We start from the raw sequence: 16,213 nt of genomic DNA on the forward strand, positions 1-16,213 counted from the left end.
TGACGAGCCATGGCACCCAATGTGGCATAAAAGACCACGGACACGTCAACGCGTCCAGGGTGTCGTGCGTCCGTAAGGGAGACAAAGCATTTCCTTACGGACAAGGAGCGCCATGTCCACCGCGCAGTCCGAGCGAGCCGGGCGAGTCCCGCCGCCCGGTCCGTCCGACCAGCCCTACCTGTCCGGCTCACCCGACCGCTCCGACCGCTCCGACCGCTCCGACCGGTCCGGCGCGTCCGGCGCCGCGGGCACCTCGCCGGGGCTCGCCGTGCTCGACCCGCGGGCCGACCCGCTCGAGCGGTTGGACGGCGGGGAGCCGGAGGCGCGGCGAGCCACGCGGCGCCGGCGCGGCGAGCCGGCCGGGAACGCGCCCGAGGGCCGGGGCTGGTCGTGGCGGGTCGCCGTGATCCTCGCGGTGGTCGTCGCCACGCTCGCGGGCGGCGTCATCCTGCGCGGCTACCTGCCGGAGGATCCACGAATCGTCGTGTACGGCGACTCGCTGATGGTCGAGGCGCAGGAGGACTTCCGGGCGGCGGCGGCCCACGCCGGCGCGCACGCCATCCTGATGAAGATGTGGAGCGGCACCGCGCCGTGCAACTGGCTTGGCGACGTGCCGACCACGATCCGGGACTTCCGCCCGACGATCGCGGTGATCGCCTTCTCCGGCAATCGGCCGTCCTGCATGAACGGCCGTGACTTCCTCGCCGGCTACCAGACGGACGTGACGACGATGGTCGACCAGCTGACCTCCGACGGCGTCGAGGTACGCATCGTCGACGCGCCGCCGCGCCGCGGCGAGCTCGTCGACGCCGGCGGGCGGACCGCGCTCGACCGGGTCTGGGAGCAGATCGCGAGTACGACGCCGCACACCGGGGTGATCCACGCCGGCCTGGCCGTCTCCGACCACGGCCGGTTCACGACCACGCTGCCCTGCGACCCGGGGGAGTCCTGCGGGCCGGACGGCCGGGTCGTGGTGCGGGCTCCCGATGGCGTGCACTTCTGCCCGCGCCCCGTGCTGCCGGCCGGCGTCTGCGCGGAGTACTCCAGCGGGGCCCGCCGCTACGGCCTGGCGATCGCKCACGGCGTGCTCGGCTGACCGCCTGCCGTACCCGGCTGACCGCCCGCCGTACCCGGGCAGTCATCGCCGTGCCACTATGTATCTGCGATGTTTCGTTTCCGTGTTGGCGAGGTCTCTGGCGGCGCCTCGCCGGTTGACAATCTCTACTGATCCGGTGAACATAGCGTCATGTTCTCCGAACACGCCCGACCGTTGTCTGGCCGCCGCACGGCCGCCGTCACGCCGTCGCGGCCGTGTCCAGCTCGCTGTCCGGCGAGCAGCCCGGTACGGCGGCCCTCCTAACCCGAGTCGGCCGGCGGGTAGATCTGCTCGCGCCCTCGACGCCGTCAACCAGCGCGTTCCCGACAGGGCACCAACCAGCCTCGCGGTCAGGACGACGCCTTCCCGACACTTGGCGCTCGCCGCGCCCGGATGGGCGTCAGATTCGTCCATGAGCCGTTCTCCGACACGCTCGTCGTCCGGCAGGGCCGTCCCGATGCCCACGGCCCGTTTTCGCTCGGAGTTCGCTCCGATGCCATTCCGCTGTGCCGTCGGCCAGGTTTCGGAAGCGCAACGTGAACAGGTCCCCCCGTCGCGTCCGACCGCGACGGGCGCGGTACCGTCCGCCGTCGTCTGTGTCGTAAGACCACTCGTGGGCGTGGCCTCGCACCCGCCACGCGCCACGGCATGACGGCCGGCAATGATGCCGGCCAGAAACCAGGAGTTTTCGATGAGCCCAACGCTCATTCCGGCCGTGCCGTCGGCCCGTCCGCCCGAGTCGCGAGCGTGGACCGATGCCGCGGCGCCAAGGACCGGGCAGCACGAGACACCAGGCCAGCCCCGCGGCCGGGACGCCCGGATCTGGCCGAGCGCCGAACCGGAGCGCGACCCGCGCGGCGCCGTCGTCGTGCTCCCGGGCCGCGGCGAGTCCGCCGAGCTCTTCGAGCCGCTGGGGTTCCGCCTCGCGCTCGACGGCTACGAGGTGACCTACCTCGGGCCAGGAGAGGACAGCACCCTCGCCCTCGGTGAGTGCCGGGTCCCGGGGCGGCCGTTCGCGCTGGTCGGCTCGGACACCGGCGCGCTACGGGCGCTCGCCGTCGCCGGCTCGCCGGCGCTGCGCGCCGACGCGCTCGTGCTGCTCGGCCTGCCGCTGCTCTACCGCCCGGTCGCCGGCGAGGTCCCGTCCGACCCGCCGCCGCGGGCCCTGCCCGACCTGCCGATCCTGCTCGTGCACGGCGTCGACGACGAGGTCAGCCCCCTGCAGGTGGTCCGGATGACGACCCGCACGGCCTCGCGCGCTCGCCTGGTCGCGGTCCCCGGTGGCCATCAGGTCCTCACCGAGACGAGCTGGCGCGCCACCGCCGCCCACACCATCGCCTTCCTCGAGGACCTCGCCACCGCCTCCGCCACCGGAGTCTCCGCCGGGTCGGCTTAGCCAGGTTCCTGCCGCCTCGGCGGGCGGCCCGCCCGTCCGCCCCGCCCGTCCGCCCAGTCCGTCCACCCGTCCGCGCGTTCCGTTCCGTCGAGGCGTCGCCAGGTTCGTCGGTGTGACCACCTCGCGGTGAGCCCGGTGTGGGCTGCTGGGATACAGGGGTGACCATGGCGGGATGGGCGGGTTGACCAGGGTGGGGTGGCCGGCTTGGCTGGGACAGTGACGGGCGAGGCCTTCCTCTACGACGCGGTACGCACGCCCTGGGGGCGCGGGCGGCCGGGCGGCGCGCTGCGGGGGGTGAAGCCGGTCTCGCTGGTGGCCGGCCTGGTGGACGAGCTGCGCAAGCGGAACCCGACGCTGGACGTCGACCGGCTTCGCGACCTGATCCTCGGCACCGCGAGCCCGGCTCGTGACCAGGCCGGGGACCTGGCCAGAGCCGCGGCCCTGGTCGCCGGCCTGCCGGACACCGTCTGCGGGGCCGTCGTCAGCCGGCTCGGCGCCTCGGGACTGGACGCGGTCGCGCTGGCCGCGGCGCGGGTGCGAGCCGGCTGGGACGATCTCCTGCTCGCCGGCGGCGTCGAGTCGATGTCCCGGGTACCGGCGGGCGCGGACACCGGCCCGCTGGCGAGCGACCCGGCGACGAGTCACCAGACCGGCTTCGTCCCCGCCGGCGTCTCGGCCGATCTTCTGGCCACCCTGATGGGCCTCACCCGCGCGGATCTGGACGCCTACGCGCTGCGGTCGCGCCGGCTGGCCGCGGACGCGTGGGCCGAAGGCCGCCTCACCCGCTCGGTCACCGCCGTCCACGACCACGGCCTGCTCGTCCTCGACCACGACGAGCGTGTCGGGCCGGTCGCGGCGGGCACCCCCGTCGAGCAGTCCCGGCTGACCGCGGCCGCCGGCCACCTGGCGGGGCTGCCGGCGGCGTTCGCCCAGGCCGGCGAGCAGGCGGGCTTCGACGCGGTGGCGACCCGCGCCTACCACTGGCTCGAACGCGTCGACCACGCACACACGGCGGGGAGCTCGGCGGGGCCGGCGGACGGCGCGGCGCTCGTCCTCGTCGGCGATGAGCGGGCCGGCGACGACCTGGGGCTGACGCCGCGGGCGCGGGTCGTGGACGTCCTGGCGGCGGGGTCCGACCCGACGCTCGCGCTCGGCGGCGCGACGGCGGCGACCCGCGCGCTGCTCGCCCGCGCCGGGCTGGGTGTCGACGACGTCGACCTGTTCGAGACGGACGAGGCCTACGCGGCCGCCGCGCTCGCCTACCAGCGGAACCTGGCCATCCCCGACGAGAAGCTCAACGTCAACGGCGGCGCGGTCGCCCTGGGTCACCCGCTCGGCGCCACCGGCGCGAGACTCGTCATCACGGCGGTCGACGAGCTGGAGCGCCGCGGCGCGCGCCGAGCGGTCGTCAGCGTCAGCGCGGGTGCCGGGATGGGGGTGGCGACGCTGCTGGAGCGGGTCTGACGGTCTCCTGGATCAGGGCCGGTGGCGACGCGCCTCCTTGCCTCGTCCATCCTTTCTCCGTCCGCTTCTCCGTCCGCCTTCTCCGCTCGTCCGTACCAGCCGTTGCGTACTGGCGGCCTTCGTGCCAGTCGCTGCCGTACCAACCCGTTCCGTACCAGCCCGTTCCGCCGCCCAGGCCTTCGCCGCCCACCTCGCCGCCGCCCGCGGCCTTCCGACCCGGAGACGACGCCGATGCCCGAGCCGTCGCCAGCGCCCGCGACCGCGCTGACGTCCGAGACGGCGCTGACGTCCGAAGCCTCGCCGGCCGCCGAGACGGCGCTGACGTCCGAAGCGCCGCCGGCCGCCGAAGCGCCGCCGGCCGCCGAAGCGCCGCCGGCCGCCGAAGCCTCGCCGGCCGCCGAAGCGCCGCCGGCCGCCGAAGCGCCGCCGGCCGCCGAAGCCTCGCCGGCCGCCGAAGCGCCGCCGGCCGCCGAAGCCTCGCCGGCCGCCGAGGTGGCGCCCGCGCCCGTGGCGGCGCGTCCACCGGTACCGCCCCCGTCCGAGCCCCCGCCCGGGCCGCGACCCGCGCCCGGCTCGCCGAAGGACGAAGCCCCGGGGAGCGGCGCGCCGGCGGGCGAGCCCGAACGGATCGGGGTGATCCAGTGGGAGCGGGACGCGGCTGGGATCGTCGTGCTGACGCTGGACGACGCGGACCAACCGGCGAACACCACCAACGCGGCCTTCCGAAGCTCGCTCGGCACCGTCGTCGAGCGGCTGGAACGCGAACGCGCGACGCTCACCGGCGTGGTGGTGACGTCGGCGAAGCCGACCTTCGCCACCGGAGCCGATCTGCGCGAGCTGACCGACCTGACCGACCCGCGGGCCGCCTTCGAGCTGGCCTCCGCGGGCAAGGACCCCCTGCGCCGGCTGGAGACGCTCGGCCGGCCGGTGGTCGCCGCGCTCGGCGGCGCGGCGCTCGGCGGCGGGCTGGAGATCGCGCTTGCCTGCCACCACCGGATCGCCCTGGACGCGCCCGGCACGCAGCTCGGCCTGCCCGAGGCGACGCTTGGCCTCATGCCGTCCGGCGGCGGGGTGGTCCGGGCGGTCCGCCTGCTCGGGGTGCTGAACGCGCTGGTCAACGTCCTGCTGCAGGGCCAGCGGTACAGCGCGGCGCGCGCCCGCGCCCTCGGACTCGTCGACGGGCTGGTCACCGCGCGGGACGAGCTGGTGCCGGCGGCGAAGGCCTGGATCCTGGCGAAGCCGGCGCCGGTGGCACGCTGGGACGTCCCGGGCTACCAGATCCCCGGTGGCACCCCGGGGAGCCCGGCGCTCGCCGTCGCGCTCGCCTCGCTGACCGCGAACCTGCGCCGCCAGGCCCCCGGCGCGGCCCAGGTAGCGGGCCCGGCGATCCTCGCGGCCGCGGTCGAGGGCGCTCAGCTCGACGTCGACACCGCGTGCGTCGTCGAGTCGCGCTACTTCGCCGAACTGGTGACCAGCCAGGCCGCGCGGAACCTCGTCCAGGCGTTCTTCGTGGACATGGGCCGGGTCGTCGCCGAAGGGGCGGCCTCGGCCGACGGGCCGGGCGGCCGGGCCCGGTTCGAGGCGCCGAAGGCGTTCGTCGACCGCCTGCTCGGCGGGTACCTCGCCGAGGCGGCCGCGATGGTGGGCGAGGGCCTGCCCGCGCCGTCCGTCGAGCAGGCGGGCGTGCAGGCAGGCTTCCGCTCGTCGCCACTGCGGCTGTGCGATGAGCTCGCGCTCGCCACCGCCCGCGTCGCGGCCGCCGAGGCTCGGGGGGCCGGGGTCGACGCCGCCGCCACCACCGCCGACGCCGATGCGCCGGCGGGCGCGGGGGCGAGTGGGTCGGCCGTCGCCACGGAACGGGACGACGGCGGGCTCGCCGTGCTCGACCGGATGACCGAGGAGTTCGGCCGGTCTGGCCGCGCTTCCGGGGGTGGGTTCTACGAGTACGTCGACGGCCGGCGCACRGGCCTGTGGAAGGGGCTGTGGGAGCACTTCGGCGCGGACGGCGGCACCGGCGCTGGCGCGGAGTTCTCGGCCGGGAACCCGGCCGGGGTCGCCTTCGAGGAGCTGAAGGAACGGCTGCTGTTCGCCGTGGCGCTGCGGGCCGTCGGCTGCCTCGACGAGGGCGTGGTCGGCTCGGCGGCGGCGGCGAACGTCGCCTCGCTGACCGGAGCCGGGTTCCCCGCCTGGACCGGCGGGGCCCTCCGTTACATCGACGGCTATCCAGGCGGTGCGGCCGGCTTCGTCGCCCGGGCCCGCGTGCTCGCGGCCCGTCACGGCGGCCGCTTCGCCCCGCCGTCGTCGCTGGCGGAGCGAGCCGAGCGCGACGAGCCGTACACCTGACCCTCGCCAGGGCGAAGCGTGGCCGATGGTCGACTCCATGGACACCACCAACGGCCACGGTTACCGACCCGCGACACAGTCCGTGGCCGATGGTGGTGTCCAGACAGTCGATCAGGTGCCACGCTCGGGCGGCTCGGGCGGCTCGGGCAGCCGGTGAGGGCCGATCGATCGGTGGACGCGGCGGGGTCGCAGCGGTAGACCGGTCTGCGGTCGCCGAAATGGGTTCCAGGTCGACGCCGAGAGCGGTTCAGCGCAGAGGATCCGCCACCCGGTGAGAGTCAGCACGTCCACGCACGTCCACGCAGCCGGGTGACGGGCATGGGCGCGGTCCGTGGCCGCCGCGCGCCGTCCGCACAGCGAGCTGTCCGAAGAGGGAGTGACGAGCCGATGGAACCAGGCGTTGGGGCGATGGCGCCGGGAGGGGCCGCGACGTCGACGGGGCCGCTGGCCGGGCTGCGGGTGGTGGAGCTCGCCGGGATCGGGCCGGGGCCGCACGCCGCGATGGTGCTCGCCGACCTCGGCGCCGACGTGGTCCGGGTGGACCGGCCCGGCGGCGGCGGCGTGGCGGGCGCGCCGGAGGCCGGTGACCAGCTCCTGCGCGGCCGGCGTTCGATCGTCGTCGACCTCAAGGACCCCGCGGGCAGGGACCGGCTGCTCGCGCTCGTCGAGCGGGCCGACGTGCTCATCGAGGGCTACCGGCCGGGGGTGGCCGAGCGGCTCGGAATCGGCCCCGACGCGTGCCTGGCGCGCAACCCGCGGCTGGTCTATGGCCGGATGACCGGCTGGGGCCAGGACGGCCCGTGGGCACACACCGCTGGTCACGACCTGAACTACATCTCCATCACCGGTGTCCTGCACGCGATCGGGCCGAAGGACGGCAAGCCGGCAGTGCCGCTCAACCTCGTCGGTGACTTCGGTGGCGGCTCGATGTTCCTGCTCACCGGCATCCTCGCCGCGCTCTGGGAGCGGGAGCGGTCCGGCGCCGGCCAGGTGGTGGACTCGGCGATGGTCGACGGCGCGAGCGTGCTGGCCCAGATGATGTGGGCCTGGCGTGGCAGCGGGTTCTGGTCCGACGTGCGCGGGGTCAACGTCCTCGACGGCGGAGCGCCGTACTACGACACGTACGTCTGCGCGGACGGCCGGTACGTCGCGGTGGGCGCGATCGAGCCGCAGTTCTACGCCGCCCTGCTTGCCGGCCTCGGGCTCGCCGACGCCGGCCTGCCCGGCCAGAACGACCGTGCGGGCTGGCCGGAGCTGCGCGCCCGGTTCACGGGGACCTTCCTGTCGAAGACCCGAGACGAGTGGGCGGCTGTCTTCGACGGCACCGATGCCTGCGTCACCCCGGTGCTGACCTGGGCTGAGGCGGGATCCCATCCGCACCTGGCCGCCCGCGGCACGCTGGTCACGGTGGACGGCGTCGAGCAGCCGGCCCCGGCGCCGCGGTTCTCGCGCACCATCCCCGGTACCCCGACGCCGCCGCGCCTCAAGGGCGCCGACACCGACGAGGTCCTGGCCGACTGGCTTGGCGAGAAGCCCGCGTCTGGTGCTGGTGCTGATGATGCTGCTGGCGCGGGGGCCGGGGCCGGGGCCGGGGCCGAGACCGACGCGCCGGCGCAGGCGTGAGCCGACGCATTTGTGAGTGAATGCTCATTAGGATGGACGCGAACGTGTGTCGACACAAGCGTGCGTCGACCCATCGGGAGAACGCGGACGTGGAGGGGCAGGACACGTGGAGATAGCGGGTGCGGTAGCCGTCGTCACCGGCGGTGCCTCGGGCCTTGGGCTCGCGACGGCGACGCGGCTGACCAAGGCCGGGGCGAGCGTGGTGCTGCTCGACCTGCCGACCAGCGCCGGTGAGCGGGCCGCCGCGGAGCTAGGCGAGCGGGCCCGGTTCGCCGCGGCCGACGTCACCGACGAGGGCGCGGTCGCCGCGGCCCTCGACGTGGCCGAGGAGCTGGGGGCGCTGCGCGTGGTGGTGAGCTGCGCGGGGATCGGCCCGCCGGCCCGGGTCCTTGGCCGGGCGGGCGTCCACTCGCTGGACCTGTTCGCCAAGGTCGTCGGCGTCAACCTGATCGGCACGTTCAACGTGCTCCGCCTCGGCGCGGAGCGGATCGCGCGGACCGAGCCGCTGCCCGGTGGCGAGCGGGGCGTCATCGTCAACACGGCGTCGGTCGCCGCGTTCGACGGACAGATCGGTCAGGCGGCCTACTCCGCCTCCAAGGGCGGCATCGTCGGCATGACGCTGCCGATCGCCCGCGACCTCGCCGACAAGCTGATCCGCGTCGTCACGATCGCGCCCGGCCTGTTCGCGACGCCGCTGCTCGCGAGCCTGCCGCAGGAGGCGCAGGACTCCCTCGGCAAGCAGACCCCGCACCCCAGCCGGCTCGGCGACCCGGACGAGTACGCCGCCCTGGTCGAGCACATCGTCGCCAACCCGATGCTCAACGGCGAGGTCATCCGTCTCGACGGCGCCATCCGGATGGCCCCGCGCTGACGGCAGGGCGCGGGGATGAGGGCTTCCAGGAAGACCCTCGTCCCCGCGCCGGGCCGCCTCGCGAGCAACCACCGCGCTAGTCGAACACCGCGCTAGTCGAACACCGCGGCGCCCTGGGCCTGATCGTTGGCCGATCGTGGGACCGGCGACGACAACGGCTCCTGCCCGTTCGCGTTCTCCTCGATCGCGACGACCTCCGGCGTGCCCGCCGCCACGCTGGGAGCGGCGGTCACGATCTCGACGCCATCCGTGGACACGGACACGGACACGGCCGCGCCGACGCCGGCGGCCTCGGTCGTCGCCGAGGGCCCGGTCGTCGCCGAGGGCCCGGTCGCGGCGGCCTCGGAGCCGGCGAGGCGCCTGGGCAGCAGGAAGGCCGCCGGCACCGAGACCACCATGAAGATCACCGGCAGCCAGAACGTCGTCCCGAACGCGTCGCCGACCCAGCTGGGGATCGGCCCGTCYCCCGAGCCGCCCGCCACCGCGATCGAGGCGCCGGGACCCGCGTGCCCGCGGATCTGGGTAGCGAGGACGACGGCCAGCACCGCGGTCCCGATCGAGCCGCCGATCTGCTGCAGGATCCGTGACGCCGTGGTCGCCCGGGGGATCTGGTCGTGACGCAGCCCGTGGTAGGTCGCGGTCATCACCGGGATCATCGTCACGGCCATGCCGACACCCCGGATAGCGAGTGAGAACCCGAGCAGCCACTCGCTCGGGCCGCGGCCGGCCTGGGTATAGGCGACCGAGCCGAGCACGGTCAGCGCGAGACCGGAGATCACCATCACCCGCGGGGAGATCCTGTTCGCCCGCGGGGCGACCGCGATCATCCCGATTCCCAGGCCGAGGCCCTGCGGCGCGAGCAGCAGCCCGGCGCCGGTCGCGTCCCGACCGCGGGCGATCTGCTCGAAGAGGGGCGTCAGGAACATGGCGCCGAACAGCGACATGCCGAACAGGAACATCAGGGTGGTCGAGCCGAGGAACGCCGGGTTGCGTAGCAGCCGCAGGTCGATGATCGGCTCGACCTTGGTGCGCAGCGCGTGCACGGCGAAGGCGGCGAGCAGCGCCAGGCCGATCAGCATCGGGACCAGCACGTGCGCGTTGGCGAAGTTGCCCTTGCTGCCAGCCTCCGAGAAGCCGTAGACGGCGACGGCCAGGCCGGGGGAGAGCAGCGCCAGACCCACGAGGTCGAGCGGATGGCGTTCGCCGGCCCGGGTGTCGGCAGGCCGAACACGCTGCGCAAGGAAGATCGCGATCAGGCAGACCGGGATGTTGATGAAGAAGATCCAGCGCCAGCTGATGTTGTCGACGATCAGGCCGCCGAGTACCGGGCCGAGTACCGGAGTCACGACCGCCGGGATGGAGACCGCCGCCATCACCTTCGGCAGCTGAGCGGGGCCGGCCGCCTGCGCCAGGATCGTCTGCATCAGCGGCAGCAGCAGACCGCCGCCCAGGCCCTGCAGCACCCGGAAACCGATCAGGCTGCTCGCCGACCAGGCGACGCCGCACAGCGCCGAGCCGGCCAGGAACATGCCCAGCGACATGATCCACATCCGCTTGCCGCCGAACCGCTCGACCGACCAGCCGGTCAGCGGGATCACCATCGCCAGCGCCAGCAGGTAGCCGGTGGAGACCCACTGGATCGTCGAGACGCCTACGTCGAACTCTTTGCCGAGGGTCTGGATCGCGACCGAGGTGATCGTCGCGTCCAGTTGCACGGCGACGACGCCGACCAGGATGACGAGGGCGAGCCGGACCAGCGCCGGGTCGAGCTTGTCGCTCTTCGCGCCGACGCCAGCTCCAGCTCCAGCTCCGGAGCCGACCGGCGCGGATGTGGCCGAGGTTCCTTCCGGATCGGCGATCCGGGAGCTTCGAGGTGCCGCGGGGGATGACGAGCTCATCGGCCTCTCCGTAGGAGTGGTGGGTGCCCGGTCGTGGCGCGAGGTAGGTGTTGTCGGCCGGCCTCGGGGATGACCACCCACGGCCGGCCGATACAGCGTATCGCCTCCGATACGGCGTATCGAGTCGTGGAGCCGGCGGGTTCTCCGCCGCTCCGCATACGCCTGCGCCATATCCCTGCGCTACATCCTTGCGCCGCCGCTCCCGCGTGTGGCCAGGAGATCTCAGAGTCCGGACACGGTTCAATCAGCTCCGTATCCTGGGGCGATGCGAGGCCACGCGGACACGCCCCGCGCGCCGAAGGTCGCCGCCGCCGGGCCGGCCCCGTTCGGTGACCCGGCCTCGGGCGACGAGCCTGGGCACGTCACGCCCGCCGGTCAGCCTGGTGCCGCCGGGGCCGCGGGCGCGGTGGAAGGGCGACACGCGGGCGCGGGAGATGCCTTCGGCCTGTTGAGCTGGCCAGGCCGTCCCCGCCGCGGGCCGGCGACCCCGGATACTCCCGCCTATCCCGGTGGGCCGGGGGTTCCGCCGGGATCGGACCGTTCGGACCTGGCGCCCGGTGACGATCCCGAGGCGTTGGAGGCGCTGTGGCTGCGCCCTCGGCGCGCCGAACGCTCGTCCGCGCTGACGAGGGAGGCGATCGTCGCCGCCGCGATGGCGATCGCGGACGCCGAGGGCATCGACGCGGTCTCCATCCGACGGGTGGCCGGAGCGCTTCGGGCTCGGCCTATGAGCCTGTACTCGCATTTCTCCCGCAAACAGGACCTGATCGACCTGATGGTCAACGAGGCGGCCGCGGCGGTGGTGGTTCCCGGTGAACTGCCGGCGGACTGGCGGGAGGCGATGCGCATGATTGCTCATCACACCCGCGCCGCGGCGCGCCGCCATCCGTGGATGCTGTCGGTGGTCCACAGGCACGCCGTGATCGGCCCGAACGCGCTGCGTCATTTCGATCAGTCGCTCGCCGCCCTCTCCGGGCTGGACGTCGACCGGGATCAGAAGATCGCAATCCTGGTCGCCGTGGATACGTACACGATCGGCCAGGTCGTCCGCGAACTGGCTGGCCTGCGGAAGTTCCAAGCCGACGAGGCGGCCGACAACGCCGCCGGCGGCGCGGCTGACGACGCGAGGACGGCCGGCGGCGCGAGGACGGCCGGCGGTGGCGTCCAGCCCGTCTCGTGGCTCCGGGCGGCCGAGGGCTATCTACGCCGGCTGGTCGAGACGGGCGAGTACCCGCACATCGCCGCCTTCGGGATCGATTCGGTGATCCACGCCCACGAGGCCGAGACCGCCGCCGCCGACCGTCGTTTCGCCGACGGCCTGACCTGGCTCTTCGACGGCATCGCGGCCTCCCTCGCCACCGAGCGGAACGACGATGGCGGCCACGGCCACGGCCACGGCGGTGGCGATGGTGACAGCGCCGGCGATGCTGACGGCGGCCCGGCTGGCTGACGCGATGGTCGGGCTGACTGACGACGTCCCGGCTGGGCTGACGGTGCTGGCTGGGCTGACGGCGGTTCTGCTGGCAGCGGTACTGGTGACGGCGGTCCTGCTGGCGAATGCCGCCGCCGCCCGGTGAACGAGCGCCCCGGCCTGCCCCGGCCTGCCCCGGCGTGCGCCGGCGTCGGCGGGTCTGGCAGCGCGATGTCAGGTCAGGCGGCCGACCACAGGTTGTGGCGGCGCAGAACGTCGCGCAGCAGCTCCGGGCGGTCGGTGATGATGCCGTCGACGCCGAGCTCGAGCAGCATCGACATCGTCGCCTCGTCGTTGACCGTCCAGACGTGGACCGGCAGACCGAGCGTGTTCATGTAACGCACGAACCGCGCGTCGCACACCGGGAGCGCCCGGAACGCCACCGGCACCTGCACGACGTCGCGCCCGATCAGACCGCGAGGTCGCCGCGGCTGTCCGTTCGCCGCCCCGGAGGCCTGCGCCGGTATCGAGGTCGCGTCGCCGTCCGCCCTGTAGCCGTTCACCCTGTAGCCGTTCGACGCGGAACCCCTTGACCCGGAACCCCCTGACCCGGGGCCGCCTGAGCCGTCGCCACGGTGACCAGCGGCGGCCCAGGTGCGGTCACCMGCGCCCACATCACCGGGCGGGGTGCCGTGGCCTGCCCCGGCGTCCAGCACGCCGTTCGCCCGAGATCCGGCCCGGCCCACGCCACGGCCGTGACCATGGCCACCGTCGTGGCCACCGTGGCCGTGGCTGTGGTTGTGGTCGCTGCCGTGGCCGTCGCGGTCACGGTCGCCGTTCAGGTGAAGGCCGCCGCCTGCGGGTCGCCGCCAGCCTCTTCTGGCGGCGCTCAGCCATGGGGGGAGCACGCTGCACAGGCGGGCCATGGCGATCGCGGACATCCCCGCCCCGACGCACAACCCCGGCCCGGCCAGCCGGCGCGCCTCGCGGGCGACCGCGTCGTCGAACGAGGTGACACAGACCCGGTCCAGCGCATTCGCCCGACGCAGCGCCGCGAGCGTCGGCTCGAGCGCGGCCGGCTCCTTGACGTCCAGGTTCAGCCGGATGTCTGGCCAACGGTCCAGGAGTTCGTCCAGCCGCGGGATCGGCTCCCCTTCGTCTTCATCCGAGCCTGCCCAGCTGCTCCCGGAACGGGCCTCGGCGCCACCGATGACAGCGGCGCCTGGATTGCCAGTTGGGTTGCCAACCGGGTCGCCAGGCGGGTCGCCGGCGTGAGGGCTGTCCACCGCCGAGCCGTCGGAGGGAGGACCGAAAGGGGAATGGGACACGGCTTGGCTGGCCGCCGATGGCGACGAGGACGGCATCTCGGAGGTAGCGGGAGCGGGTGGACGGCGCAGGCGGATCCGGCTGGCCTCGGCCCAGGGCAGGTCGGCGAGCCGGCCCGGCCGGGCCGCCACCCGCTCCAGGGTCGAGTCGTGCAGGACCATGGCCGTCCCGTCGCGGGTCACCCGGACGTCGGTCTCCAGGTAGCGGTACCCGAGCGCTACGGCGTTCTCGAACGCCGGCCAGGAGTTCTCCGGCCACGGCCCAGCCCCRCCCCGGTGCGCCAACGGGATCGGCCCGGGGTGGTCAAGGAAGCGGTGCCGGCTCATCGTCCTCCCTGGGTTCCTCGCGCTCGGGTTCCGCGCGGTCGTCGGTCATGCCCCACCATTCTCCGCGGGTACACGCCGAGGCCACGTCCGCCGCGCGTGAACCGCCGTTCCGTGGCGACGGTTAGCCAGCGACGAGCACGGCGAGGGCGTCGCCGGCCGTGGCGGTGCGTCCCGTGGTGCGCTCATATCTCCGGATGAGGTCACGGCAGCGAGATTGGCGCCCGAGCCGGCGTTCCGAGCGCAGCACCGGGTTGCGGCGCGGCGGCGGGAAGCTGGCCGCCAGATCGGTGACAAGGGCGTGCCTGTCCACGCCCGCGCGGTCGAGCACCCAGGCGACGCCCGGGTCGAGGACGCCGAGCGCGAGGGCAAGGTGCTCGGGTCGGTGCGCGCGTTCACGGCGGGCAAGCGCCAGGCGAAGCGACGCCTCATAGGCCGCCTGTGCGTCCAGGCCCAGCGGTGGACTCAGCTGGGCGCATCGCCGCCTCGCCGCGGCGGCTCCCAGGGGGAGCAGCGGTTCGCGCCGGGGTGGTCGATCCAGCGACCGCGCGCCGGCGAAACGAAGAAGCCGGTCGACGTCCACGCCGAGAACAGCCAGGGTGTCTCGGTCGGCGGCCATTCCGGCACCACCGGGTGCGGCCGCGAGGAGTGCCTCCCATACCGCGGCCGCCGTCGCTCCATGCCTGCCCAGTGCTGCCGCGACGGTGCCGTGACTGCCGTCGCTGTCGCGGCCGTCGCCCGTCGCGAGCGCCACCAGGAGGTGTTCGCTTCCGACGCGATCATGCCCAAGGCCGCGGGCCAGTGCCTGTGCCCGGCCTACCGATCGACCCAGATCCGGGTGGTCACCGTCGAACATGCGCCCTCCTCAGCTCTCGTCAGCGGCCCTCGTCAGAGGTCTCCAGCGGTCTCGACGGAGGTCTCGACAGCCCGGTGGTACTTGCGGTGCACGGTCTGTTTCGTGACGCCGAGCCGGGTAGCGATCTCCCGCCAGGACCAGCCCGCCCGCCGGGCCGCGGCGACCTGCTCGGCCTCCAACTRCTCCACGAGCCGGCGCAGCCGGGCCACGGCCCGCAGCCCCAGATCGGGATCGGCCGTCTTCGTGGCATCACCGAGACCGGCGTCGAGCTCGGTGCCCGGATCGACGATCGACATGTCGTCAACATATGCTGACGGGAAGAGGCCGTCAATATATGCTGACGCCTCGGCTGTCCGCCTCGATCGCTCCTGCGTCCTGCCGCCGCCACGCTGGACGCCACCACGCCAGTCGTCCTGATCGAGCGTGGGCGCTGCCGCGAGGAGGCGGGACTGGCGCAGGGGACGGGTGTCCCGGCCCACCCACCCGCCCCGGGAGCTGGTACAGTCGTCCACGTCGACACGGAAACGTGCCTGACGGCAACATCGCACCAAGAAGCAAGACCGAGGAACATGCGCCGCTAGCTCAATTGGCAGAGCAGCGGACTCTTAATCCGCGGGTTCGGGGTTCAAGTCCCTGGCGGCGCACCCGTAGCAAGCAGGCGGTATGACGCAAAGTCACCGCCTGTTTTTGCGTTCTGTACCCAAGTCTGTACCCCAGGGGTTCCGGGAGACGAACGACGCCMCGGGCGAGGTGGCCCAGGGCGCCGTGGTCGTGCGCGAGGTTGGTCACGCCGTCTCGTCGTCGGTCTGATCCGTGTCGTCTTGGTCGTGCTCGTCGCCCTGGTCCTGGTGGCCGTCGAACCACCGGTCAAGCTTGGCGACCGCGTCCCGCTGGGTCTCGGGCATGACGTGGGTGTAGGTGTTCATGGTGAGCTGGATCGTCGAGTGGCCGAGCAGCTCCATCACGGTGCGGGCCGGGACGCCTTCGGTGAAACCGGTAGGCAGCAATGTTCCAGGGGTGTTGAGTAGCGCCATGGGAGAAGATCGACTGGTAGCTATTCGTCAGGGCTGGTAGTCACGGTCACGGACGAGTTCAGCGGCGTAGTGGTGCCAGGTGCCCCCAGCCTGAGCGGTCCAGCGGGCGGCGGTGGTCGGGTGCATCGAGAGCATGTCGGCCAGGACGGCGGTGGGGAGTTCGGCGGCGAGCTGGGTTATCGCGGCGCGGCGACCGGCGACCGCGGAGACCCCGAGCTTGCGCAGACGCTCCCCGAGCCGGGCGGGGGTGATCGGTTGTCCGGGGAGCAGGCCTGGGAACAGCCAGCCGGTCGTGGCGGGTGAGCCGACGCCGACGTGGGGACGGCCTTCGTCGCGTAGCCGCGGGACCAGGCTGGCGAGCGGCTTGGGCAGGTGGATGCGTTCGGTGCCGATCTGCAGGTGCACGGTGTCGCCCGACTGGTGGACCTGGCTGGTCGTGAGCGCGGCGATGCGGGAGAGTTGTTGGCCGTAGAGGAGCAGCAGTGCACCGGCGACTCGGTCGGTCAGTTCGACGGTGTCGTCGTGCAGGAGCCGGGCGAGCAGCGCGGTCCGCTCGTCCTCGCTGGTGGCCG

General features: G+C 73.6%; 13 protein-coding genes, 1 tRNA gene and 1 pseudogene. 9 read left to right on the top strand and 6 right to left on the bottom strand.

The genetic code is table 11. The features are described from left to right. Nucleotides 1–112: 112 nt before the first annotated feature. The 6 genes from BCD49_RS39135 (at nucleotide 113) to BCD49_RS39160 (ending at nucleotide 8,793) form a co-directional block, all read left to right on the top strand. Nucleotides 113–1,096 carry a DUF459 domain-containing protein gene (locus tag BCD49_RS39135; protein WP_007520449.1) on the top strand — a complete coding sequence of 328 codons (984 nt, stop codon included), beginning with the start codon at nucleotides 113–115 and terminating at the stop codon, nucleotides 1,094–1,096. Between the two features lie 691 nt (nucleotides 1,097–1,787). Then, nucleotides 1,788–2,492: an alpha/beta hydrolase gene (locus BCD49_RS39140; RefSeq protein WP_007520451.1), complete on the top strand. Its 705-nt coding sequence runs from the start codon at nucleotides 1,788–1,790 to the stop codon at nucleotides 2,490–2,492. Nucleotides 2,493–2,687: 195 nt separating this feature from the next. Further along, nucleotides 2,688–3,956: an acetyl-CoA C-acyltransferase gene (locus BCD49_RS39145; protein WP_007520452.1), complete on the top strand. Its 1,269-nt coding sequence runs from the start codon at nucleotides 2,688–2,690 to the stop codon at nucleotides 3,954–3,956. Between the two features lie 231 nt (nucleotides 3,957–4,187). Beyond that, nucleotides 4,188–6,299: an enoyl-CoA hydratase-related protein gene (locus BCD49_RS39150; RefSeq protein WP_051466455.1), complete on the top strand. Its 2,112-nt coding sequence runs from the start codon at nucleotides 4,188–4,190 to the stop codon at nucleotides 6,297–6,299. Between the two features lie 387 nt (nucleotides 6,300–6,686). Continuing rightward, the gene (locus BCD49_RS39155) at nucleotides 6,687–7,922 is read left to right on the top strand and encodes a CaiB/BaiF CoA transferase family protein (RefSeq protein ID WP_007519949.1); all 1,236 of its coding nucleotides are present in this window, start codon (nucleotides 6,687–6,689) and stop codon (nucleotides 7,920–7,922) included. A gap of 106 nt (nucleotides 7,923–8,028) precedes the next feature. Further along, a complete protein-coding gene (locus tag BCD49_RS39160) occupies nucleotides 8,029–8,793 on the top strand; it encodes a 3-hydroxyacyl-CoA dehydrogenase (protein ID WP_007519948.1) in 765 nt (254 codons plus the stop codon). A gap of 92 nt (nucleotides 8,794–8,885) precedes the next feature. Here BCD49_RS39160 and BCD49_RS39165 read toward each other — a convergent pair whose 3' ends face one another. After that, the gene (locus BCD49_RS39165; RefSeq protein ID WP_007519947.1) at nucleotides 8,886–10,691 is read right to left on the bottom strand and encodes a DHA2 family efflux MFS transporter permease subunit; all 1,806 of its coding nucleotides are present in this window, start codon (nucleotides 10,689–10,691) and stop codon (nucleotides 8,886–8,888) included. Between the two features lie 265 nt (nucleotides 10,692–10,956). Here BCD49_RS39165 and BCD49_RS39170 point away from each other — a divergent pair, with 265 nt between their 5' ends. Continuing rightward, entirely contained in the window at nucleotides 10,957–12,141 is a 1,185-nt protein-coding gene (locus BCD49_RS39170) for a TetR/AcrR family transcriptional regulator C-terminal domain-containing protein (RefSeq protein ID WP_007519946.1), read from the top strand. Between the two features lie 4 nt (nucleotides 12,142–12,145). Next, nucleotides 12,146–12,268: a hypothetical protein gene (locus BCD49_RS46065; RefSeq protein WP_274535059.1), complete on the top strand. Its 123-nt coding sequence runs from the start codon at nucleotides 12,146–12,148 to the stop codon at nucleotides 12,266–12,268. Nucleotides 12,269–12,341: 73 nt separating this feature from the next. Here the strand turns inward: BCD49_RS46065 and BCD49_RS44560 are convergent, their stop codons facing one another. The 3 genes from BCD49_RS44560 to BCD49_RS39185 form a co-directional block, all read right to left on the bottom strand. Next, nucleotides 12,342–13,754, bottom strand: a complete 1,413-nt coding sequence (locus BCD49_RS44560; RefSeq protein ID WP_007519944.1) for a glycerophosphodiester phosphodiesterase family protein — start codon at nucleotides 13,752–13,754, stop codon at nucleotides 12,342–12,344. Between the two features lie 121 nt (nucleotides 13,755–13,875). Continuing rightward, complete coding sequence (locus BCD49_RS39180; protein WP_007519943.1) at nucleotides 13,876–14,607, bottom strand: Clp protease N-terminal domain-containing protein; 732 nt, start codon at nucleotides 14,605–14,607, stop codon at nucleotides 13,876–13,878. A gap of 32 nt (nucleotides 14,608–14,639) precedes the next feature. Continuing rightward, entirely contained in the window at nucleotides 14,640–14,903 is a 264-nt protein-coding gene (locus BCD49_RS39185; RefSeq protein ID WP_116439473.1) for a sigma factor-like helix-turn-helix DNA-binding protein, read from the bottom strand. A gap of 275 nt (nucleotides 14,904–15,178) precedes the next feature. Here BCD49_RS39185 and BCD49_RS39190 point away from each other — a divergent pair. Further along, nucleotides 15,179–15,251, top strand: a tRNA-Lys gene (locus BCD49_RS39190). A 141-nt stretch (nucleotides 15,252–15,392) separates the two neighbouring features. Here the strand turns inward: BCD49_RS39190 and BCD49_RS41730 are convergent. Together BCD49_RS41730 and BCD49_RS43885 are read right to left on the bottom strand one after the other, a co-directional pair. Then, a complete protein-coding gene (locus BCD49_RS41730) occupies nucleotides 15,393–15,641 on the bottom strand; it encodes a tyrosine-type recombinase/integrase (RefSeq protein WP_007519937.1) in 249 nt (82 codons plus the stop codon). Between the two features lie 27 nt (nucleotides 15,642–15,668). After that, nucleotides 15,669–16,213, bottom strand: a pseudogene (locus BCD49_RS43885) (site-specific integrase); the annotation flags it as partial.

This window comes from Pseudofrankia sp. EUN1h, assembly GCF_001854645.1.
Taxonomy (GTDB): Bacteria; Actinomycetota; Actinomycetes; order Frankiales; family Frankiaceae; genus Pseudofrankia; species Pseudofrankia saprophytica.